This is a genomic window from Achromobacter spanius (assembly GCF_003994415.1).
Taxonomy (GTDB): Bacteria; Pseudomonadota; Gammaproteobacteria; order Burkholderiales; family Burkholderiaceae_B; genus Achromobacter; species Achromobacter spanius_C.
The window spans coordinates 2576851-2597073 of record NZ_CP034689.1 but is presented as its reverse complement, the minus strand read 5'-3'; the positions used below and the strand labels follow the sequence as shown (position 1 = coordinate 2597073).

Genomic DNA, 20223 nt, shown 5'->3' with positions numbered 1-20223 from the left:
CTTACGTGGCCATTGCCGGGTCGGTCACCGAAGGCTTGCCGGTTTCAACGCGGCCGGCAAAGCGGCGCAGGTAGGCCGGGTCTTCAGCCAGGCGGGCCGTGAAGTCGTACCAGTGGCCGCTGGCTTCCAGCGCCCAATGCTGCTCGACCTTGGCGCCCGCCGGCACCGTCAGCGTCCAGCGCTCGTTATTGCTGTAGTAGGCGTTGGGCGTGACTTCAAAGGTGCAGTCGACCTTGCCGCTGTTGATGAAGCTGACGTAGACGTCGCCGTTGGCGATGTCGTAGCAGACGCGGATTTCCGGGTCCAGTTGCGACGTGCGCGCCAAGGCCAGGTCACCCGCGAAGTGGCGGTGATAGCCGTTGGGGCCCAGCACCCACAGGTCATACTTGCCGCCGTCGGCAGCCGTATCCCAGCTTCCTTCCAACTGCTTGTCGGGTTCCACCGTGTAGCGGCGCGGCAGGCGGTCCAGATGCAGGCGGTCATACACATGGAAGACCGCGGCTTGCTTGCCGGTGTTGGAGAACAGCAGCCACATATTGCCCGTGGTGGGCTGGCTGCGGCCGCTGGTGTGCAGCTCATACGGCAAGGGACGCGAATAGCGCACGCCCTTTTCCTGCTCGGGCCGAGCCTGCACCGTGGTGTCCGGCAGCGGCACCGCGGTCAAGGCCTGCTGGTCCGCGCGCAACTGGTCGGCGCCAGCCCGCGTCAGGATATTCAGGTCGGGCAGCGCTTCGTCGTTGGGCGTGGCGAAGTTGAAGGCCGAGGTCAGGTCGCCCAGCACGGCGCGGCGCCACGGGCTGATGTTGTCTTCGGGCACACCGAAGCGGGCTTCCAGGAAGCGCAGCACCGAGGTGTGGTCGAAGGCCTGGGAATTGACCCAGCCGCCACGGCTCCACGGCGACACCACGTACATCGGCACGCGCGGGCCGGGGCCGTAGACGCGGTTATCGGCCGCATCCTGGGCCGAGGCGTGCGTGTGACGGTCCAGGTCGGTATTGACGGTGGACGCGCCCGCCATCGAGCCATCGGCGTTCAGCGACGGCGCGGCGGGTGGCGGCACGTGGTCGAAGTAGCCGTCGTTTTCGTCGAAGTTGATCAAGAGCACCGTCTTGCTCCAGACGTCCGGGTTGGCCGTCAGCGCGTCCAGCGTTTCCTGGATATACCACGCGCCCTGGATGGGGCTGGACGGGCCAGGGTGTTCGGAATACGTGGCGGGCGCCACGATCCAGGACACTTGCGGCAAGGTGCCGTTGTTGACGTCGTCGCGCAGCGATTGCAGGAAGCCGCCATCCGGCATGGTGTTGGCCGTGCCCTTGTACAAGGGGTTGGCGGCGTCCATGCTGGGCGTCCAGGCCGGATACGGCGAACCATTGGCGGCGTTGCCCGCCTGTTCGTTGGCGCGGCGGTATTGCTGAAAGCCCGCCAGCGAGTTGTCGCCGAAGTTCTCGGGCAGGTTCTGGTAGACCTTCCAGGTCACGCCGTTTTCTTGCAGGCGTTCCGGATACGTCTTCCACGTCCAGCCGGTGGTGGACGCACCCAGGCTGTCCCACTGGTTGCGGGTCGACGGGCCGTTGCCTTGAGCCAGCGGGTCGTTGGTGCCCGTCCACAGGAACAGGCGGTTGGTGTTGGTGCCGCCGTGGGTGGAACAGTGGTAGGCGTCGCACAGCGTGAAGGCTTCGGCCAGCAGGAACTGGAAGTTCACCTCTTGTTGGCGGTAATAACCCATGGACTGGTTCTGCTTGTAGCGCGGCCACTGGTCCATGCGGCCACCGTCCCACGCCATCTGCGCGTCCACGTAATCATGCGGCGTGCCGGCCACGCGCTGGGCGTTGCCCTGCGTGCTGTCCAGGTGATACGGCATGACCACGCGGGTGCCGTTGGTCTGTTCCCACACCGAACGGTTCTGCGGCAGCGGAATGGTGATGCGGTCGCCAAAACCGCGCACGCCCTTATACGTACCGAAGTACATGTCGAACGAACGGTTTTCCTGCATCAGGATCACGACGTGTTCAACGTCGTTGATCGTGCCGGTGCGGTTGTTGGCGGGGATGGCCAGCGCGCGGCGGATGGCGGGCGGGAACATCGACAGCGCGGTCAGGCCGGCGGTGGACGCGGCGGCGTTGCGCAGGAAGCGGCGCTTGCCGGCGTGGATCGGGTCTTTTTCGGACTTCACGGATGGGTTTCCTATGACTCGGTAGAGGGCGCGGTGGATGGGGCGCAATTCAGGGCGCGCAACGCAGTTCGGGCTTGGCTGGCGCGGGCGTTTCCGTCCCGCCGTTGTCAGGCGGCGTCGTGCTGTCGTCACCGTCGTCGCCGCCGCAAGCGGCCAGGGTGGCGGTCAGCATCAGCACCGCGCCAGCGCGCAGCAGGCCGCGCAAGATCAGGGAATGGCTCATGGTTTTCTATCCTAGAAACATCAGGGGAACAGGTCGGAAACGGACTTGCCGGACAGCGCCAGGGACTTCACTTCGTCCTCGGTCAATGCGCGCGACCAGAAGGCAAGATCGTCAAAATTCATGGTGTAAGGACCCTTGGTGCCCGCGCAGCAGATGCCGTAGGTGCCAAGGCCGTCTTCGTTCAGGCCGATGTGCGGACCAAACACGCCGGCCACCAGCCCCAGGTCAACCGAGCCCGTGGTCGTGTTGCGCCGCGAGAAACCGATTTCGCTGTCGTAGACGAAGGCCGTCATGGTCTTGGCGGGTTTGTTGATGGTCATGGCGACGTAGACCGGCTTGTTCGGTGTGAACTTCACCCCGTTGATGTCGGCGCGAGCACCGCCGCCCGCCACGTTGAAGCGCAGCTCGGGGCCGGCCCACTGGGCGATGGTGATGCCGGGATTGCCGCCGGAGTTGTAGTCCTTGTTGCCCAGGATCGAGCGGTCGTTCGCCGTGCCGTCCGACTGATACCAGAAGCCGATCGTGAAGACGGACAGGCTGTCCAGCATGCCCGCCGGATAGTCCAGCTTGAAGGCGCCCAGGGCGGCCGAGCCGCGCTCGTTCTGGAACATCTTGCCGAACACACCGGCATCGGCGAATGCCGGCGCCTGCACGCCGTCATACGGGGTGATGGCGCCGCCGCCCGCGGCCACGTCGGTCACATCGCCTTCGAAGGGAAACAGCATCGTCAGGCCAGTGCGCAGCGACGCCAGCAGTTCCACCGGCTTGGCGTACACCACCGTGGCGTGGGTGGCGCTGGTGGCGTGGCCCAGTGACACGCTGTAGTTCAGCGTATGCACGCCTTCGGTATCGAAGGTGAAGCCGGTGTCGGCATAGCCCGTGTCCGTGCCCGGCAGGCGCGCCACTTCAACGCCGTCTCGGCTGACCACGATGTCGCCCTCGGGTTCGCCCACGCGCACCCAGGACAGCGTCACAGTCTTGTTGTCCATGGACGTGCGGGCCGACAGGCGGCGCAGCGCCAGGGGTTCAGACAGCGGCGTGCCCGCCATGTCGTATTGCCCGGCCGCGGGCAGCGCGGCCAGATGCGCCAGCATGGTGGGCGCCACGTCGGCGGCGCTGGGCAGTGCATACCAGTTGTTGTCCCAGACGCCGTCAAACGACGCGTCGTCCGCGCTGCCGCCCAGCAGCGCCGCTTGGTTCGATGCCAGGAAGATGGTCTTGTTCGCGGCTTGCGGCAGGCCGTCGGCCACGCCGGTCTTGCCCAGACCGTGACTGGACGCCACGATCATCAGCCAATTCTCGTCCGGATGGTCGGCGCGGCGGTCGGCGATCTGCTTGGCCAGCTCGCCGATGGCGGCGTCGGTCCGGCGGATGACAGCGTTGTAGTTGGCGCCAAAGCCGCTATCGGACGCGGCGCGTTCGGGTGCGCCGAACTGGGCCACGACCACGTCATAGCCTTCCGTGATGCGGTCGCGCGCTTGCGAGGCGACGCAGTCGTCAACGCCCGCGCAATCGGTCAGCGTTTGCAGATAGCCGGCGTCGCGATCGCTAGCAACCAGACCTGCCAGCAAGGGCGAATTGAAGGCGCCCGCCGTGCGTGCCGCGGGGTGCGCCGTCTTGATGCGCTGGAACAGGCTGGGCGCTTTCATCGCCTGGCCGGACGCGTTGGAACGCACGCCGTGCACGTCCGCCCACTGGCCAGTCAAGAGGGTCGCCCAACCCGGCGCGGCCAGCGTGGGCTGCTGGGTGACCTCGCCCGTTACGCCGCCCGTCCAGGCACGCGTAGCCGTCAACTGGCCGATGTTGGTCAGCGTCTTGTCGGCGACGCCACGACGCAGAGCGTCATAAGTCAGGCCGTCAATGCCAATGAACAATACTTTGTCGATGGTGGCCGGCGCCGGCTCGGTCACGGGCGGGGACGCCTGGGCGTCGTCATCGTCGCCATCGCCCCCACAACCCGCCAACGCGCTAGCGGCCAACAGCATGGCACACCATCTTTTCCAATCCATCGCTTTCATGCTTGCCTTCTTGATTCAGGAACAGGGTTTCCGCTGCGCACATAGTGGCGGGCCAACGTGAAACGTCCATGAAGAGAAGGCCAGAAAGACTGATCGACGAATCAGGATTCTTTGGCGTCTATCTTCACCCCCGTCAGGTAGCCGACCGACGCGCCCGTGCCGTCCTTGTAATTGGCCTTGACCAAGGGAGCCAGCACGGGCCGCACCACCCCATGCACGTCATTCCAATCCGCCGTGTGCTGGAAGCTGCTGGTGATGTAGGTCCAGCCATTGATGTCATCCACCGCGTGCAGACCCGTGGATTCGGCGGCAACCGGACAAGACAGCAGGCGCGACAAAACGCGCGTATCCACGTTGAACGCCCACAGGAAGCTGTTCACGCGGCCCATGCTGTCTTCGCCAATGAACAGGGTGCGCAGCTTTTCCGAGAACTTCAGGTTGTCGGGGTTGGAGATGCAGTCGCTTCGGTGGCGGTTGCCCAGCGCGTCGGGCGCGGACAGCAGCGCACCCACCAGTTCAGGCACGGCCGCCATGTCGACCGGCACCCACTCGCTGTCGATGGCGACGCCCCCGGTGTCCGACTGCCCCCCTTGCAGGCGCAGTTGATAGACCGCGCCTGCCTCGGGACCTTCCACGCGCAAATGCGGCGACGTGCCGTCGACCATGGACGTTTCGATGTGCGCCATGGCGGTGTACGCGATCTTGTCGTGCGCGTTCACCGTGGTGCCTTCCATCTTCGTGAAGGCCAGCGTGCCGCCCACCAATGCCGCGTAGCGGTGCGTTTCCAGAAAAGCCGCGGCCTGGCGCCGGCCCGGCTTCAGCCTGACCCAGTTGTCCTTGCCATCAAAGCGAATGTGCGTGTAGCTCGCGTCCGAGGGGTCGGCCGTGCGCACGTCCATGATGTCGGCGGCGGTAAGCTGGTCGGCCAGTTCCTTGACCTCGGCGCTGGTGGCGTGGCCCAGCCTTATCCAGCGCAGCACCGCCGCGCCCGGCCCCACCCCCGAGGTCTGCATCCAACGGGCCACGTAGAGCGTGCCCGACGACAGGTCCGCCTTGCGGTCGGCCACGAACATGAACAGGCCGCCGTTGGTGGCGTCGTCGCCCATCAACGCGGTGCGCTGGTCAGGCATCACCTGCACCAGCTCGTGCGAGATGCGGCCCATGCAGTAGTGCTTCTTGATGCTGCCGGTGCCGTCCGCGTGCACCGTCACTTCAGGCAGATGGCCGTAGTGATAGGGGTTGGCGCGGCGCGCGTCGCCATACAGGTGGCGGCTGAAAGCCTGGAAAGATGCCGAGTCGCGCGCGATCGTGGCGTCGGGCTCGTATTCCTCGCTGGACAAATGCGTGTTCCAGGGCGACAGGCTGGCCCCGCAGGTGACCCACAGGCCGTGCACCGGCTCGGTGTCGACGTTGCAGTAGCGAACCAGGCTCAGCTTGCCAGTCTGCAAGTCCTGCGCCAGGGTCAGCACGGCAATCGGCGATGGCAGGTGCCTCCACATGTCATCGCCCGCCTGGTTGCGCGACAGGTATTCAAACTGCACCACGGCGTACACAGTGGCGCACGGCGGGCCGGTGGCGCCATCGGCCTCGCCCACGGGCCGCGCCAGGGTCAACAGCGACATGCCGTCCGGGCAGTCTGAAAAAAACGGCCGTGTGCGCCCGGGCACGGAGGTGTCCAGGATGGGCTTGCCGTGGATATCGACGTAGCCGCCCGCCAGCACGGTGCCGCCCTTGCCGTCGGGCACGAGGTCGCCCGTCATGAAGAACGCTTCGTAGCCCAGTTGCACGCGCCGCCGACGGCCGTCGGCAAAGACAAGTTCCATCGCTGATTCCACCGTGGTGCGCGCCATGCCTGCGGGATCCGACAAGCCCGGCGCGGGCATCGATATGAATTCGGCGGATACGAATGCGGGCGCCTGCGTCGCGGCTGACGCATGGCGTCCCGCCAGCACGCCCGCCAGCGTCGCACCGCCCAGCGGCAACAGCGGCGCGCTGCCCAACATCTTGAGCAGCCGGCGACGATCAATGTGGTCAGGATTTTTCATGTGAACGCTCCCGGGTTCAAACCCCCAACAACGAACCGGCCATGCGCGCAGCACGCAAGCCGGACGACACATCAGGCACGGCAGACACATCAAGCCCATCGACCACGCCTGATGCCGCCGAGTGTAGGAGGCCACCGCCAACGGCATGGCTGGCGTTACACCTGTGAAATGATTCCTGCTGGTACGGATGCCATGAATGAATCAGGGGACCGGCGTACCGGTCCCCTGATGCCGCAATGTCAGCCGCTGACAGCGGCCGTGCGCTTACGCGCCGATCTTCACGCCCGTCAGGTAACCCACCGCCGCGCCAAAGCCGTCCTTGTAGTTGGCCTTGATCAGCGGTTCCAGCGTGGGCCGCACCACCGCATGCACGCCGCCCCAATCGCCCGGGTGCTGGAAGTTGCTCATGATGTAGGTCCAGCCGTTGATTTCATCCACCGCCTGCAAGCCGGTGGATTCCGCCGCCACCGGGCACGACAACAGGCGCGACAAGGCCTTGGTGTCGATGTTGTAGGCCCACAGGAAGTTATTGACGTGGCCGCCGCTATCCTCGCCTATGAACAGCGTGCGCAGCTTTTCCGAGAACTTCAGGTTATCGGGGTTGGACACGAAGTCGGCGTTGTGCGTGTTGCCCAACGCATCCGGCGTGGCCAGCGGCTTGCCAATCAGCTCGGGCACGGCGGCCATGTTCACCGGCACCCATTCGCTGTCGATGACGCCGCCGTCGGTATCCACCTGCCCCGCTTGCAGATGCAGTTGATACACGGCGCCGGCGGAATTGGCTTCCACCTTGAAGCCCGCGACCAGGCCGTCCGTCATGGACGAATCAATACGCGACATGGCGCTGTACGCGATCTTGTCCTTGATGTTGACGGTGGTGCCTTCCATCTTGGTAAAGGCCAGCGTGCCCCCCACCAGCGCCGCGTAGCGATGCGTTTCCAGAAAGGCGGCGGCCTGGCGGCGGCCCGGCTGCAGCTTGACCCAGTTGTCGTGGCCGCTGTAGCGGATCTGCGTGAAGGTGGGGTCGGCGGGGTCAACCGTGCGCACGTCCATGATGTCGGCGGCGGTAAGCTGGTCGGCCAGTTCCTTGACCTCGGCGCTGGTGGCGTGGCCCAGCTTGATCCAGGTCAGTGTGCCCGCGCCGGGACCCGTGCCCGAGGTCTGCGTCCATTTCGCCACGTACAGCGTACCGGCCGACAGGTCGGCCTTGCGGTCGGCCACGAACATGAACAGACCGCCATTGGTGGCGTCGTCACCCATCAGCGTGGTGCGCTGGTCAGGCATCACCTGCACCAGCTCGTGCGAGATGCGGCCCATGCAGTAGTGCTTCTTGATCGTGCCGGTGCCGTCAGGGTGCACCGTCACTTCCGGCAGGTGGCCGTAGTGGTACGGGTTGGCTTGGTTGGGATCGCCATAGAGGTTGTTGCTATAGGCCTGGAACGAAGCCGAGCCGGCCGCCGTGGTCGCATCCGGCTCGTACTCTTCGCTGGACAGGTGCGTGCCCCAAGGCGACAGGCTGGCGCCGCAGGTGATCCACAGCCCATGCACCGACGAGGTGTCCACATTGCTGTACTTCACCAGGCTGAGCTTGCCCGTATTGGGGTCTTGCGACAGCGTCAACACGGCGATAGGCGACGGCAGCAAGCCATACATGTCATTGCCGGCCTGGTCCTTCGATTGATATTCGAACTGCACCACTGCGTAGAGCGCGTTGCCCGCGACGCCCGGCACGGTGGTGGGGGCCGACAGCGCCAACAACGACGTACCGTCCGGACAGTTCGAAAAGAACTGGCGCGCCTGGGCCGGCACCGAATTGTCCATGATGGGCGCGCCGGCCAGGTTGAAATAGCCGCCGGCAATGGCGACGCCGCCCTTGCCGTCGGGCACGTTGTCGCCCGTGATGAAGAACGGCTCGTAGCCCAGTTCCACCGTGCGTTTGGAGCCATCGCTGAACATCAGATTCATGGCCGAGCTCACCGTGGTGCGGGCCATCAGTTCCGGGTTGGCCAGCGTGGGCGCGGGCATGGACGTAAACGAGGCAGACGTGAAGGTGACCGGCGTGGCGGGCGGCGAGCCGGTTGCGTCGTCATCGTCATCGCTTGAATTACAGCCGGCCAGCAACGCCGCCATGCTGACCCCACTGATCGGCAGCATCGGCGCGCCTCCCAGCATCTTCAGCAGTCGGCGGCGATTGGCTTGATTCATGTCTTGCATGCGGTTTCCCTGTTGGTTCGGATGGATGCTCAAGCGTTCAAGCCGAGCGTGTCCGCATGCTAGATACGCGCCGTGTAAGCGGAATGACAAAAAACTGTAGGGAAGCTGAATCCGCCCGCACAGCGGTTGCGGTGATGCCGGGCCGATGTTGGCGTGTTGCGCCAGGACGCTGTCGCTATCGCGTAATTGTCACGCAGCCCCGCTATAGTCGGGCGCGTTGTGGGCCGTTGTGGCCTTCCCTTGTATCCCTTCGCTGTACACCCATGTCTCTTACCTTGCGCCCTTCCCTGCCTTCCGCGCCCGCCGCGCTGCGTGTGCTTGCCGTACTGGCGCTGGCGGCGGGCGTGGGGGTGTGGGGGGCGATATTGCTGGCGCCGCGTCCAGGCGCGTTGCCGCCCGCCGTATCAGCCGCGCCGCCGCGCGCGGCCGACAACATGCCGGTGGCCTTATGGTTTGGGAAGGATGAAGTGATGCGCACGCAGATCAGCGTGCTCGGTTTGATCGCGGCCGGCCCGGATGGCGCGGCGGTGCTCAGCGTGGACGGCGGCCCGCCCCTGGCGTGGCGGGTAGGCACCGAAGTGGCGCCAGGCATCGTGCTGCGCGATATCGCGGCAGACGCCGTGACGGTGGAGCAAGGGGGAAGATTGAACAAACTGGCAACGCCCGCCGCGCTGGAGGCGCCGGCGGGAATTGCCAACGTGAAATGAATCAGCGTTTGCGGCCTGCGGGTCGCCCCATTTGCTTGCGTCCCGCCATGTTCGACAGGGACGACCCCGTCGGCTTTTGTGTGGCGGCAGCCAGCTTCTTCTGCTGAAGCGCCTTTTCAACCAACGCCGCCAAACCAGTCGAAGACTTCTCTTTTGTAGCCATTACCGCTCCTTGTAGAGGGGCCATGGTAGCAGGGGTGGGGAAAGCCGCCGCGATAGGCAAAGGTAAGACCTGCTGGATCAGGCGGGTTTCCCTAGCGGCGGCAAGGGCAACAGGCTGGGCAGGACCCCTGCCATGACGTTTTCCAACTGCGCCACCAAGGCCTGCGCGGCGGGCGACAGCGAGCGGTCGCGCCGGTGCAGCAATCCAATGTAGCGCCGTGCCGACGCATCGCCCAACGGCGCGCAGCGCAGGCCGGACAGGTTCAGCTCGGGCAGCGCCAGGCGGGGCAGTACGCTCACGCCCAGCCCCTGCCGCACCATGCCGGCGGCCGTGCCCATGTTGGTCACGTCGTAACGCAGCGCGGTAGCGGGTGCGTCCACTTCGTCGCGCACGGCACGGTCAAACTGCTGACGCGCGTTGGACCCTTGTGACAGCAAGATCAGGTCGTAACGCAGTACATCGCGCCAATGCAGCGTCCCACGCACCTCACCCAGCGGGTGCCCTGCCGGAAAAACCGCGCAAAAGCAGTCCTCACCCAACGGCGTAAAGGTCAGGTCGGAAGCCGGATCAGCCTGGGCGGCTACTGCGAACTCAATCTGGTTGGTGCGCAACATAGCCAGCAGTTCGTCGTTGTGCGCCTCTACCACGCGCACTTTCAACGCCGGATGCGCCAGCCGCAGCGCACCAACCGCCGCGGGCAGCAGCGTCAGGGCGGTGGACGGCAGCGCCCCCAAGGCAACATTGCCGCGCCGCACCGCAGCCAGATCGGCAAGGCTGCGGTAGGCCTCTTCCAGGTCGGCAATGGGACGCTGCACGCGCGAATGAAAATCATGCCCGGCGCTGGTCAGGCTGATGTTGCGGGTGGTGCGCTCGAACAAGCGCAGCCCCAGCACTTCTTCCAGGTCCTGGATCAGCGCGGTGAACGAGGGCTGCGTCACGCCCAGCTGGTTTGCCGCATGCGTAAACGAACCGCTGTCGACCGCCAGCAGAAACGCCTTGAGGGGACGGTATTTGATATTGATAGCCATAGGCTAAGAATATTAAATAAATATCTATTTGTGTCTAATAATTGAGCGGCCGATGATGACGTCTACCGAAGCCCTTGATTCTCAAAGACGTTATGGACGCATCAAGCAACAAGCCCTTCCGGCTGGGCGCCAACTGGCGCCAAAGCCAAGACGGCGAGCCCGTCATCACCTCGATCAATCCGGCCGACGGCAGCATAGCCGGCATCGTCACGCGTGCCTCTGCGCAGGACGTGGACGCGGCCGTGGCCATTGCCTGGGACGCCTTTCACAATAAGCCCTGGCGCAAGCTGCGCCCGGATCAGCGGGCCGCCACCTTGTACGAAATCGGCCGACGCCTTGCCGCCGAGCGCGAGCCCTTGGCGCGCCTGCAAATGCAAGACAGCGGCAAGCCCTGGAAAGAATGCCTGAACATGGTCGACAGCGCGGCCGGCCATTTCCGCTACTACGCGGCCGTGTGCGAAACCTGGCAAAACGAAATGACTTCGCCGCGCGGCGAGTACTTTTCCATGGCGCTGGCCGAACCCTTCGGCGTCATCGCGGCCATTACGCCGTGGAATTCTCCCATCATGAACGAGGCGCAGAAAGCCGCGCCAGCGCTCGCGGCCGGCAACGCCGTGTTGCTCAAGCCTTCCGAGGAAACGCCGCAGTTGGCCCTGGAACTGGCGCGCATCTGCGGCGAAGCCGGCTTGCCCGAAGGCCTGCTGACCGTGCTGCCCGGCCATGGCGAAGACGTGGGCGCGGCGCTGGTCAAACACCCCGGCGTGCGCATGGTGTCGTTCACTGGAGGCACTGACACCGGACGCGCCATTGGCGGTATCGCGGGCCAACGCCTGATTCCGGTCGGGCTGGAACTGGGCGGCAAGTCACCTCACATTGTGTTCGACGATGCCGACCTGGACCGCGCCGTGGCGGGCGTGGTTTCGGGCATCTTCGGTTCGGCGGGCCAGAGCTGCGTTGCGGGCTCGCGCCTGTTCGTGCAGAAATCCATCTACCCGCGCTTCATGGAAGCCTTGGTGGAACGCACCCGGCAGGTGCGGGTCGGGCTGCCGGACGACCCGGCTACGCAGATGGGGCCCCTGGTGTCGCGCGCGCATCGCGACAAGGTCGCGGGCTATGTGGACATCGGCCGCGCCGAAGGTGGCCGCGTGCTGGTGGGCGGTGCTGCGCCCACGCAGGCGGAACTGGCCAATGGCTGGTTTTATCTGCCCACGGTCATAGACGGGCTGGGCAACCAGGCTCGCGTGTGCCAGGAAGAGATTTTCGGCCCCGTGCTGGTGGCGCTGCCCTTTGACGACGAGGCCGACGTTGTCCGCCAGGCCAACGACACCGCCTTCGGGCTGGCGGCCGGCATGTGGACGGGCGACTACGCCCGCGCCTGGCGCGTGGCCCGCGATATCGAGGCCGGCTCCATCTGGATCAATACCTATAAGCAATCGCATATTGCCACCCCCTTCGGCGGCTTCAAGGCCAGCGGCATCGGGCGCGAAAAGGGCCTGCACGGCCTGCGCCTGTACAGCCAGGTCAAGAGCCTGTACTGGGGCATGCACGAAAAACCCATGGGACTTTGAAGCAATATGACAACTGAAAAGAAAAGCGCGGCGCTGTCGCTGGCCGATTCCCGCATCCTGATCGCTGGCGCCGCCAGCCTGGTGGGTTCCCACACCGCCGACGCCTTGCTGGCCGCCGGCGCGAAAGAAGTGATCCTGCTGGACAATTTTGCATTCGGCACGCCCGAAGCCATTGCACACCTGCAGGACAACCCCCGCGTGAAAGTGGTTCGTGGTGACCTTATGCGTTTGCCGGACCTGCTGGCTGCGACCGAGGGCGTGGACGGCGTGCTGCACCTGGCCGCCTACATGACGCTGGGCTTTTCCCAGACGCCATGGCAGGCGGTGGACGTCAATGTGCGCGGCGCGCAGAACATGCTGGAAGCCTGCCGCGCCAACAAGGTGCGGAAAATCGTCTTCGCCTCATCCAACGCGGTCTACGGCTACGGCACCGGCATCGCCGGCGCGCTGGTCGAGAACGGCCCCTTCCATTCCGAAGGCGCGCCCCCGGCCGCCATCCTGTATGGCGCGTCCAAGATCATGGGCGAGCAGCTTTGCCGCCAGTACTACCAGAAGTCCGGGCTGGACTACGTGGTGCTGCGCTACTCCACCGTTTACGGCGAACGTCAGCACTACCGCGCCGCCAACTCGCTGTACATCATGGAAACCTACGACCGCGTGCGCAAAGGTGAACGCCCTGTACTGCCGGGCGACGGCACCGATACGAAACACTTCGTGCACGTATCCGACGTGGCGCGCGCCAACGTCGCGGCGTTCCAGAGCACGGCGACGGACGTGGCGGTGAACGTGTCGGGCCCCGCGCCCATCACCACCGGCGAACTGGTGCGCCTGGTGCTCGACTACTGCAAGAGCGATCTACAGCCCGAGATCAAACCAGACCCGCCGGGCACCGTGCGCCTGACCTCGGGCGGCGCGTTCCATATTCCCCACGACCTGGCCGGCCAGCACATCGGCTGGCAGCCGAAGGTCGGCATGGCTGAAGGCGTGGCGCGTCTGCTCGCCTGGCGCGAAGCGCAAGAAGCCGGCTGAGTCCGCAGCCTCGGGCGAACCCAAGGCAAAACCCGCCACATGGCGCCGTAGAGCGTCAGGCAATAAACAGCAAACGCATTCAGGGTCCGCATCAAGACAAAGCGGACCCGATGCGCACATGAGGAGACATGACAATGAAGAAGCGACATCGCATCGCTGGCGCCTTGCTTGCGAACGCGGCTGGAAGCCGTCCTGGCGGGCGCCTTGCAATCTGGCGTAGCCCTGGACACCGTGGTCGCGGTGTCCGGCGCGCAAAGCGCTGCCTTCTGGCATTTGCGCGAAAGCATCACCTTGGCATTGGCGTGGGCCAAGGCTTGCGTCAAGCATGACATTTCACTGCCTGTCTCGCGCATCCCCGATTTTGTGCGGGCCACCGACCAGGCGCTTGCCGCCACCTTTCCCGGTGTGGCGTAGCGCGTGTTCGGACACCTGGGCGACGGCAACCCGCACTACAACCTGCTGCCGCCCATGGGCGCATCGCACGCAGACATCCAGCGGCTGGTGCACGACAGGGCCCACGACGCCGGCGGATCCATCAGCGCCGAACAAGGCATCGGCCAATGCTGCGTAGAGGATCTGCAGCGCTACAAAAGCGCGCTGGCGCAGGACCTGATGCGGCGCATCAAGCTTGCCCTGGATCCCCAGGGGCTCATGAACCCCGGCAAGGTGCTGCCGGCAAGCGGCTCGCTTCGCGTTCCCTAGCCGGCCGCCCTGCCCGCTTCCATTTCCCACGTCCAACTTCAAACACAAAACCTGGAGACAACATGTTTTTTACACGCAAGAGCGCCGCGCGCGCGATCCTTTCCGTTGCTGGCCTGTGCGCCGCGTTGCCCGCCTGGGCATGGCCCGACCACCCGATCGAATTGATTGTGGGTTTTGCGCCTGGCGGCGGCACGGACCTCACTGCCCGTGCGCTGGCGGTCTTTCTGGAAAAGGAGCTGGGCGCCACCGTGGTGGTGCAAAACAAGCCGGGCGCGTCCAGCGCCATTGCCCTGGCCTACGTGGCGCGCGCCAAGCCGGACGGCTACACGCTGGCCATGACCAACATGCCTGGGCTGGTGTCCTTGCCCATCGAGCGCAAGGCAGGCTTCACCCGTGACGACTTCACCTACCTGGCCAATCTGGTGCGCGACCCCAGCGCCTTCAGCGTGGCCAGCAACAGCCCCTATCAAACGCTGGAAGCCCTGATCGCCGCCGCCAAGGAAAAGCCCGACACGATCAGCTATGGGTCCACCGGCGTCGGCACCGACGACCATCTGGCGCTGGTGCTGTTCCAGGCCCAGACCGGCACCAAGCTGAACCACGTGCCCTACAACGGCGCGGGTCCCCTGCGCACTGCGGTACTGGGTGGACATACCGTCCTCGGCGGCCTGAACCTGGGTGAAGTCATGCCCTATCACGGCAAGAACATGCGGGTGCTGGCGCAAGCCAGCGAGAAGCGCTCGCCATTGGGACCTGACGTGCCCACTTTCAAGGAACAGGGCGTGAACCTGGTGTTTGCATCGGAACGCGGGATCGTCGCGCCCAAGGGACTGCCCGCCGACGTGTCTGAAAAATTGCGCAAGGCGCTGGGCAAGGTAGCGGCCAATCCGGACTTCCAGGCCCAGATGAAGCAGCAGTTCACCGAGATGGATTACGTGGACGGCCCACAGTGGCAGGAACGCCTGAAGGGTGACGACGCCCGCCTGCGTGAGATCTGGGCACAAACTCCCTGGGTGGAATAAGCGCCAATGCAAGCATTACTGTCATATTTCATGTCCACAATTCCGGGCTTCTACTAGAGGACCGGAGTCGTAAAGTGCGTCAGCTACCGCGCGGGCTTGCCCGTCAGCAAGGTTTCACCCTGATCGAGATCATGGTGGTGATTGTGATCAGGGGGATTCTGGCCGCGCTGATCGTGCCGCGCGTGCTGGACCGCCCCGATCAGGCGCGGCAGGTGGCGGCGCGCCAGGACATCGCCGGCATCATGCAGGCCTTGAAGCTGTACCGGCTGGACAACGGCCGCTATCCGACCACGGCGCAAGGTCTGCGCGCGCTGGCTGAAAAGCCGGATGGCGCGTCGAACTGGCGCGGGTACCTGGACAAGCTGCCCAACGACCCCTGGGGTCACCCCTATCAATTCCTGAGCCCGGGCGTGAAGGGCGACATCGACGTGTTCTCGTTTGGCGCCGACAACAAGCCCGGTGGAGAAAACGGCGATGCCGACATCGGTTCCTGGGAGCTCTGAGCGCGGCTTCACGCTGGTCGAAGTGCTGGTGGTGCTGGTGATTGTGGCCATTGCCGCCAGCATGGTGAGCCTGTCCATCGGCAAGCGCGACAACGGCCTGCGCGCCGACGCCGAACGCCTGGCCGATGCATTCACCGTGGCGCAAAGCGAAGCCCGCAGCGACGGCCGGTCCATCCGCTGGCTGGCCGACGACCAAGGCTGGTCGTTCGAGCGCCAAGGGCGCCTGCCCGGTCCCAGCGCCGACGAAAACCTGCCCGTGCCGGTAGACCACCTGGATCACGACGACATGCTGCGCCCGCAGTCGTGGCAGGCGGGCGTCGTCCACCTGACCCTGAGCCCCGACCGACCGCTGGTGTTCAACACCGAATGGGTCGCCGACCCGATCACGCTGACCCTGCGCGCGGGCGATGACCAGGTCACCCTGCACCGCGACGCCGCCGGCCGTTATGACATCCAGTGATTTTCTCCCGCCTGCCAAGCAAACCCGGCACCAGCGCGGCTTCACCCTGATTGAAGTGCTGGTGGCGCTGGCCATCATTGCCGTGGCGATGGCGGCCGCGCTGCGCGCCACCGGCGTCATGACCGCCAACAACCGCGCCTTGCAGGACAAGACGCTGGCGCTGCTGGCCGCGCAGAATGCCTTGACCCAGTTGCGGCTGGAACAGAGCTTGCCGCGCGCCGGGTCGAAGACCGTGCCCTGCCCGCAAGGCGGCCGCGCGTTGCAGTGCGAACTGGTTTTCACGAATTCCATGAACCGCAGCTTCCGGCAGGTGTCAGTCAACGTCCATGACGCCGCGTCGGGCCGGCCTGACGCCGTGCTGCTGCAATTGGACGGCCTGCTATCAAGCCTGCGATGACGATGCGCCGCGTATTGCCCTCACCCTCCAAGCGCGCCCGCCAGACAGGCTTCACCCTGATCGAGGTGCTGGTTGCGCTGGCGCTGATGGCGCTGGTCAGCCTGATGGCCTGGCGCGGGCTGGCCAGCGTATCCAGCGCGCGCGACCGCATCGAACAGCAGGCCGAAGACACCGACGCCATCGTCCGGACTTTGGGCCAGGTGGCGCGCGACGTGGAACTGTCCTATACCGGCCCGCGCTTCGATGCGCCCGGCAAGGACGCCGTTGCGCTGACCAGCGGGCTGCGCCTGCTGCGCCAGAACACGGGCGGGCAGACGCTGGAACTGCTGCGCCCCGATGCCGACGGCAATGGCCTGTGGCAGCGCGTGCAATGGCAGGTGCGGGCGGACGGCCTGTGGCGCGCCAGCGGGCCGCCCGCGCCGCGCAGCCCGCTACCCGCCGCCGTGAACGCCGTGCTGCTGCTGCCCGGCGTGCGCGTGTTGAGCCTGCGCGCCTGGGTGCCGGGCGTGGGTTGGGCAGACGCCAATGCCAGTTTCGGCACGGCGCCCACCGGCATCGAGATCACGCTGGAACGCGGCGCGGCCAACGCGCCGCAGCGCTACACGCGCATTCTGGAGCTGCCATGACGCCCCGCCCTACCCTGAAGCAACGCGGCGCGGCGGTCATCAGTGCGTTGATCATCGTGGCCATTGTGGCGGCGCTGACCACCAGCCTGTTCCAGCGCCAGACCGCCAGCACGCGGCGGGTGGAAAACGAGATGTCGCGCGTGCAGGCCCGCGTCATGCTGGCGGGCGGCATCGACTGGGCGCGCCTGGTCATCCGCGACCACGGCAAGCGCGAATCCACCACGCGCGGCGACCAGATATGGGCCACGCCCATCCTGGACACGCGCATCGAACGCCCCGGCGACGACCGCGTCGCCGTGTTCTCGGGCCGCGTGCAAGACGAACAGGGCAAGTACAACCTGAGCAACCTGGCGCGCAACGGCGTGCCGCAACCCGAGCAGGAAAAAGTGCTGCGTCGCCTGCTGGCCGCGCAGCAGTTGCCGGACACGCTGGCCGCTCAGATCACCGACATCATTGCCTTGGCGCAGCCGCCCGCCCTGGCCGCCGACGCGCCGTCGGGCGCCAAGGGCCAGCCCGCCGCCACCCCGGATGCGCGCGCGCCGCTGCCGCGCGGCGTGGATGAAATTGCCGCTCAGCTGGGGCTGGAGCCCGCCATGCGCAATGAAATGCGCCGCACGATGACGGTGCTGCCGGTGGCCACCAGCGTCAACGTCAACACCGCGCCCGCCGAGGTCATCGCCGCCCTGGTGCCGGGGCTGTCGCTGAGCCAGGCGCGCGCCATGACGGGCGAACGCGACCGTGGCAACTGGTTCAACAACGCCGGCGAGTTCAGCAACCGCCTTGCCGGCACCGGCGTAGAGGCGACCGCCCCCACCGTCACCACCGCCAGTGGCTGGTTCATGGCCAGCGGCACCGTCGTCTACGAACGCGCGCGAGTCGCCATGCAAGCCCTGGTGCGCAGCGCGCCGCCCGCCGCGCCCGAAACGATATGGACAAGAGAAATCCCTTGAAGAACGCTTTGCGCATCGCGCTTGCCCCCTTGGACGAATTCAGCGCCGACTCGCCCCTGTCCTATGCCTGGTTCGACCGGCGCGGACGGTGCGTCCAACAGGGCGAACTGAGCGTGCGCGCCCTGGGCAACGCCTACCCCCACGCCGCCTGCGAAGCGGTGCTGCACCCGGCCGACGTCATCGCCACCACGGTGCGTATTCCCGCCGTGCCACGCGCCCGCTTTACCGCTGCGGTGCACAGCGCGCTGGAGCCTCTGGTGCTAAGCGACCTGGACGCGCTGGCCATCGGGTTCAGCGCGCGCGCCGCCGATGGCAGCGTGACGCTGGCGTGGTCACCCCGTGAACCGGTGCGGCGCGCCTGGGGTCTGCTGAATGCCCACGGCCTGCGCGCCCACGCGCTGATCGCGCCGCAGACGTTGGCGCCCGCGTCATCCGAGCCCCTGCGCGACCCCGCCGACCCGCGTTGGCAGGCGCCGTCGCCCACCTGGTCGCTGGCCATGCCGCAGTTGGCGCCGGCCCAGGTCTCGCGCTGGCGTCCGGTGTGGCGCTGGGGCGCGGCGGCGGCCGTGGTCTGGATTGCGGGCTTGAACCTTTACGCCTCGCGGCTCAGCGCCGAAGCGCAAGCCTTGACGGCGGGCATGCGCCAGCAGGTGCTGGCCGCGTTTCCCGACCTGCCGGTCGTGCTGGACCCGCCGCGCCAGGCCCAGCAAGGACTGGATGCGCTACAGGCCAATCGCGGCGCGGCCAACGCGGCGGACTTCCTGCCCTTGGCGCGCGCCACCGCGCAGCTGCTGCCGTTCGCGGCCGACAAGGTATCGCGACTGACCTACGCGGACCAGGCCCTGACCCTGACCCTTGCCGAGTCCGGCGAGCACGCGCAGCGCGTAGCCGAAACCCCCGCGCTGATCCAGCAAGCCGCCGCCTTGGGCCTGAAGCTGGAACGCGGCGATACCGACAACACCTGGCGCATCGTGCGCAAACAACCATGAACGCCCCGATTGAAAACCGGCAGACGAGTCTGCATCCCCCCTCGCAAACGCCTCTGCACACCCGCCTGCAAGCCCGCTGGCAAACCGCCCGCGCCCGTCTGCGCCAAGCCGTCGATCCCACGCTTGCCCGCGCCCGACTACGCTTTCAGGCGTTGGCGCCTCGCGAACGCCGTCTGGTCACGGCAGCCGGCGCGCTGCTGGGCGCGGCCCTGGTCTTTGTCACGCTCATCGAACCGCCCCTGAACACGATGCGCAAGCTGCATACCGAATTGCCCCTCTTGCGTGGCCAGGCTGCCGCCGTTGCCGACCTGACGGCCCAGGCCCGCGCGCTGCGCCAACGATCCGCCGCGCCCGTGGCGTCCCTGCCCACGCCGGCCGAAGTAAGCACCAGCCTGGAACGCGCCGGCTTGCCGGCGGCGATGTGGACCCTGGACGCGCCCGAGTCCGGCAAGGGCTTGCAACTGCGCTTGAACCAGGCGCCATCATCCGCCCTGCTGCCCTGGTTGGACGGTGCCGGGCAAGACTGGGGACTGAGCACGCAGCAGGTGGAATTGACCCGCGCCACCAATCCCAATGGCCGACCGCTGCCGGGCTTGGTCAACGGCCACATCACGCTGACACTGCCCAAGCAGCCGGGAGCCCGCTGATGGCGTTGCCGCGTTTGAACAAGCGGTCAGCCGCGCTTTGGCTGACAAGTTTTGCCTTTGCGGTTGCGGCGGGTGTCAGCGTGCTGCCCGCGCGCTGGTTGCTGGCCATGCCGTCGGAGGATGCGCTCGTCTCGTTGGCGGACGCCAGCGGCACGGTATGGCACGGCAGCGCCTGGGTGGCCTTGGGCCCGCCCGGCTCGCAGCGCGTGTTGCCGCAGCCGGTGCAATGGGAATGGCATTGGGACACGATGGCGCTGGCCATCACTCACCCCTGGCTGCAAGGCCCCTTGCGCGCGCGCGTCGCCTGGAATGGCCTGCTCATACCGGCGCAGTCGCTGCGGGTGCCCGCCACCGTGCTGCCCGCCTTGGGCGCGCCCTGGAATACGCTGGCGCCCGAAGGCATGTTGGAAATCAATTGGCAGGCGCTGCGCCTTGGCGGCAACTTGCCAAGCGGCCAGATCGCCGACCTGCGCTGGCGCAATGCCGGCACCGCGCTGACGTCCATCGCCCCGGTTGGCACGTATCTGCTGCGGGTGCAGGGCCAAGGCAAGGCGGGCGCCACGCTGACGCTCAGCACGGAAAGCGGCCTGCTGGCGGTCACGGGCCAGGGCAACGCCGGCCCGCGCGGCGTGCGCTTCGAGGGCCGCGCCACCTTCGCGGACGCGGCCACGCCCGCACAGCGGGCCGCGCTGGACGGCTTGATGTCCACGCTGGGCCGCCGCTCGGGCGACACGGTGGTGTTTCGCGCCGGCAAGTAGC

20 protein-coding genes are annotated in these 20223 nt (G+C 66.4%); 14 read left to right on the top strand and 6 right to left on the bottom strand.

The features are described from left to right. Position 1: 1 nt before the first annotated feature. From ELS24_RS12065 to ELS24_RS12050, 5 genes are all read right to left on the bottom strand, one after another. Positions 2 to 2173, bottom strand: coding sequence for a phosphocholine-specific phospholipase C (locus tag ELS24_RS12065; RefSeq protein WP_050449341.1), 2172 nt, complete (start codon positions 2171 to 2173; stop codon positions 2 to 4). A 49-nt stretch (positions 2174 to 2222) separates the two neighbouring features. Next, the gene (locus tag ELS24_RS30915; protein WP_164741243.1) at positions 2223 to 2396 is read right to left on the bottom strand and encodes a hypothetical protein; all 174 of its coding nucleotides are present in this window, start codon (positions 2394 to 2396) and stop codon (positions 2223 to 2225) included. Positions 2397 to 2416: 20 nt separating this feature from the next. After that, positions 2417 to 4381 carry an alkaline phosphatase family protein gene (locus ELS24_RS12060; RefSeq protein ID WP_127184258.1) on the bottom strand — a complete coding sequence of 655 codons (1965 nt, stop codon included), beginning with the start codon at positions 4379 to 4381 and terminating at the stop codon, positions 2417 to 2419. A gap of 134 nt (positions 4382 to 4515) precedes the next feature. Next, on the bottom strand, positions 4516 to 6459 hold the full coding sequence (locus ELS24_RS12055; protein ID WP_127184257.1) for a PhoX family protein: 1944 nt from the start codon (positions 6457 to 6459) through the stop codon (positions 4516 to 4518). A 264-nt stretch (positions 6460 to 6723) separates the two neighbouring features. Beyond that, positions 6724 to 8673, bottom strand: a complete 1950-nt coding sequence (locus ELS24_RS12050; RefSeq protein WP_127184256.1) for a PhoX family protein — start codon at positions 8671 to 8673, stop codon at positions 6724 to 6726. Between the two features lie 263 nt (positions 8674 to 8936). Here ELS24_RS12050 and ELS24_RS12045 point away from each other — a divergent pair, with 263 nt between their 5' ends. Further along, positions 8937 to 9380 (top strand): hypothetical protein, encoded by a 444-nt coding sequence (locus ELS24_RS12045; protein WP_050449344.1) that lies wholly within the window; start codon positions 8937 to 8939, stop codon positions 9378 to 9380. Positions 9381 to 9620: 240 nt separating this feature from the next. Here the strand turns inward: ELS24_RS12045 and ELS24_RS12040 are convergent, their stop codons facing one another. Further along, positions 9621 to 10571: a LysR family transcriptional regulator gene (locus ELS24_RS12040; protein ID WP_127184255.1), complete on the bottom strand. Its 951-nt coding sequence runs from the start codon at positions 10569 to 10571 to the stop codon at positions 9621 to 9623. A gap of 92 nt (positions 10572 to 10663) precedes the next feature. Between ELS24_RS12040 and ELS24_RS12035 the strand changes: the two genes are divergently transcribed. The 13 genes from ELS24_RS12035 (at position 10664) to gspN (ending at position 20222) form a co-directional block, all read left to right on the top strand. Further along, on the top strand, positions 10664 to 12139 hold the full coding sequence (locus ELS24_RS12035) for an aldehyde dehydrogenase (RefSeq protein WP_127184254.1): 1476 nt from the start codon (positions 10664 to 10666) through the stop codon (positions 12137 to 12139). 6 nt (positions 12140 to 12145) lie between these two features. Further along, positions 12146 to 13168 (top strand): NAD-dependent epimerase/dehydratase family protein, encoded by a 1023-nt coding sequence (locus tag ELS24_RS12030; RefSeq protein ID WP_127184253.1) that lies wholly within the window; start codon positions 12146 to 12148, stop codon positions 13166 to 13168. Between the two features lie 168 nt (positions 13169 to 13336). Then, positions 13337 to 13582, top strand: coding sequence for an FAD-binding oxidoreductase (locus ELS24_RS31605; RefSeq protein ID WP_164741242.1), 246 nt, complete (start codon positions 13337 to 13339; stop codon positions 13580 to 13582). A 3-nt stretch (positions 13583 to 13585) separates the two neighbouring features. Then, positions 13586 to 13870: an FAD-binding oxidoreductase gene (locus ELS24_RS31600; RefSeq protein ID WP_127184251.1), complete on the top strand. Its 285-nt coding sequence runs from the start codon at positions 13586 to 13588 to the stop codon at positions 13868 to 13870. Positions 13871 to 13932: 62 nt separating this feature from the next. Next, positions 13933 to 14892 (top strand): tripartite tricarboxylate transporter substrate binding protein, encoded by a 960-nt coding sequence (locus ELS24_RS12015; RefSeq protein WP_127184250.1) that lies wholly within the window; start codon positions 13933 to 13935, stop codon positions 14890 to 14892. A 131-nt stretch (positions 14893 to 15023) separates the two neighbouring features. Continuing rightward, positions 15024 to 15395, top strand: coding sequence for a type II secretion system major pseudopilin GspG (gspG, locus tag ELS24_RS12010; RefSeq protein ID WP_240669551.1), 372 nt, complete (start codon positions 15024 to 15026; stop codon positions 15393 to 15395). Continuing rightward, positions 15367 to 15855 carry a type II secretion system minor pseudopilin GspH gene (gene gspH / locus ELS24_RS12005; protein ID WP_127184248.1) on the top strand — a complete coding sequence of 163 codons (489 nt, stop codon included), beginning with the start codon at positions 15367 to 15369 and terminating at the stop codon, positions 15853 to 15855. Before gspG ends, gspH begins: the two co-directional genes overlap by 29 nt. Continuing rightward, positions 15842 to 16252: a type II secretion system minor pseudopilin GspI gene (gspI, locus tag ELS24_RS12000; RefSeq protein WP_127184247.1), complete on the top strand. Its 411-nt coding sequence runs from the start codon at positions 15842 to 15844 to the stop codon at positions 16250 to 16252. Before gspH ends, gspI begins: the two co-directional genes overlap by 14 nt. Beyond that, positions 16249 to 16878, top strand: a complete 630-nt coding sequence (locus ELS24_RS11995; protein ID WP_127184246.1) for a PulJ/GspJ family protein — start codon at positions 16249 to 16251, stop codon at positions 16876 to 16878. Before gspI ends, ELS24_RS11995 begins: the two co-directional genes overlap by 4 nt. Beyond that, positions 16875 to 17828 carry a type II secretion system minor pseudopilin GspK gene (gspK, locus tag ELS24_RS11990; RefSeq protein WP_127184245.1) on the top strand — a complete coding sequence of 318 codons (954 nt, stop codon included), beginning with the start codon at positions 16875 to 16877 and terminating at the stop codon, positions 17826 to 17828. The genes ELS24_RS11995 and gspK overlap by 4 nt, the downstream gene beginning before the upstream one ends. Continuing rightward, positions 17825 to 18817, top strand: coding sequence for a type II secretion system protein GspL (gspL, locus tag ELS24_RS11985; protein ID WP_240669494.1), 993 nt, complete (start codon positions 17825 to 17827; stop codon positions 18815 to 18817). The genes gspK and gspL overlap by 4 nt, the downstream gene beginning before the upstream one ends. Further along, positions 18814 to 19464 (top strand): type II secretion system protein GspM, encoded by a 651-nt coding sequence (gspM, locus tag ELS24_RS11980; RefSeq protein ID WP_127184243.1) that lies wholly within the window; start codon positions 18814 to 18816, stop codon positions 19462 to 19464. The genes gspL and gspM overlap by 4 nt, the downstream gene beginning before the upstream one ends. Next, positions 19464 to 20222, top strand: coding sequence for a type II secretion system protein N (gene gspN / locus ELS24_RS11975; RefSeq protein WP_127184242.1), 759 nt, complete (start codon positions 19464 to 19466; stop codon positions 20220 to 20222). Before gspM ends, gspN begins: the two co-directional genes overlap by 1 nt. The last annotated feature ends 1 nt before the right edge of the window (position 20223 follow it).

Bases quoted from the DNA above. Each gene is read 5' to 3' on its own strand.
- ELS24_RS30915 (WP_164741243.1), bottom strand. From the start codon at position 2,396: ATGAGCCATTCCCTGATCTTGCGCGGCCTGCTGCGCGCTGGCGCGGTG.
- ELS24_RS12060 (WP_127184258.1), bottom strand. From the start codon at position 4,381: ATGCTGTTGGCCGCTAGCGCGTTGGCGGGTTGTGGGGGCGATGGCGAC.
- ELS24_RS12055 (WP_127184257.1), bottom strand. From the start codon at position 6,459: ATGAAAAATCCTGACCACATTGATCGTCGCCGGCTGCTCAAGATGTTG.
- ELS24_RS12050 (WP_127184256.1), bottom strand. From the start codon at position 8,673: ATGCAAGACATGAATCAAGCCAATCGCCGCCGACTGCTGAAGATGCTG.
- ELS24_RS12045 (WP_050449344.1), top strand. From the start codon at position 8,937: ATGTCTCTTACCTTGCGCCCTTCCCTGCCTTCCGCGCCCGCCGCGCTG.
- ELS24_RS12040 (WP_127184255.1), bottom strand. From the start codon at position 10,571: ATGGCTATCAATATCAAATACCGTCCCCTCAAGGCGTTTCTGCTGGCG.
- ELS24_RS12035 (WP_127184254.1), top strand. From the start codon at position 10,664: ATGGACGCATCAAGCAACAAGCCCTTCCGGCTGGGCGCCAACTGGCGC.
- ELS24_RS12030 (WP_127184253.1), top strand. From the start codon at position 12,146: ATGACAACTGAAAAGAAAAGCGCGGCGCTGTCGCTGGCCGATTCCCGC.
- ELS24_RS12015 (WP_127184250.1), top strand. From the start codon at position 13,933: ATGTTTTTTACACGCAAGAGCGCCGCGCGCGCGATCCTTTCCGTTGCT.
- gspG (WP_240669551.1), top strand. From the start codon at position 15,024: ATGGTGGTGATTGTGATCAGGGGGATTCTGGCCGCGCTGATCGTGCCG.
- gspH (WP_127184248.1), top strand. From the start codon at position 15,367: ATGCCGACATCGGTTCCTGGGAGCTCTGAGCGCGGCTTCACGCTGGTC.
- gspI (WP_127184247.1), top strand. From the start codon at position 15,842: ATGACATCCAGTGATTTTCTCCCGCCTGCCAAGCAAACCCGGCACCAG.
- ELS24_RS11995 (WP_127184246.1), top strand. From the start codon at position 16,249: ATGACGATGCGCCGCGTATTGCCCTCACCCTCCAAGCGCGCCCGCCAG.
- gspK (WP_127184245.1), top strand. From the start codon at position 16,875: ATGACGCCCCGCCCTACCCTGAAGCAACGCGGCGCGGCGGTCATCAGT.
- gspM (WP_127184243.1), top strand. From the start codon at position 18,814: ATGAACGCCCCGATTGAAAACCGGCAGACGAGTCTGCATCCCCCCTCG.
- gspN (WP_127184242.1), top strand. From the start codon at position 19,464: ATGGCGTTGCCGCGTTTGAACAAGCGGTCAGCCGCGCTTTGGCTGACA.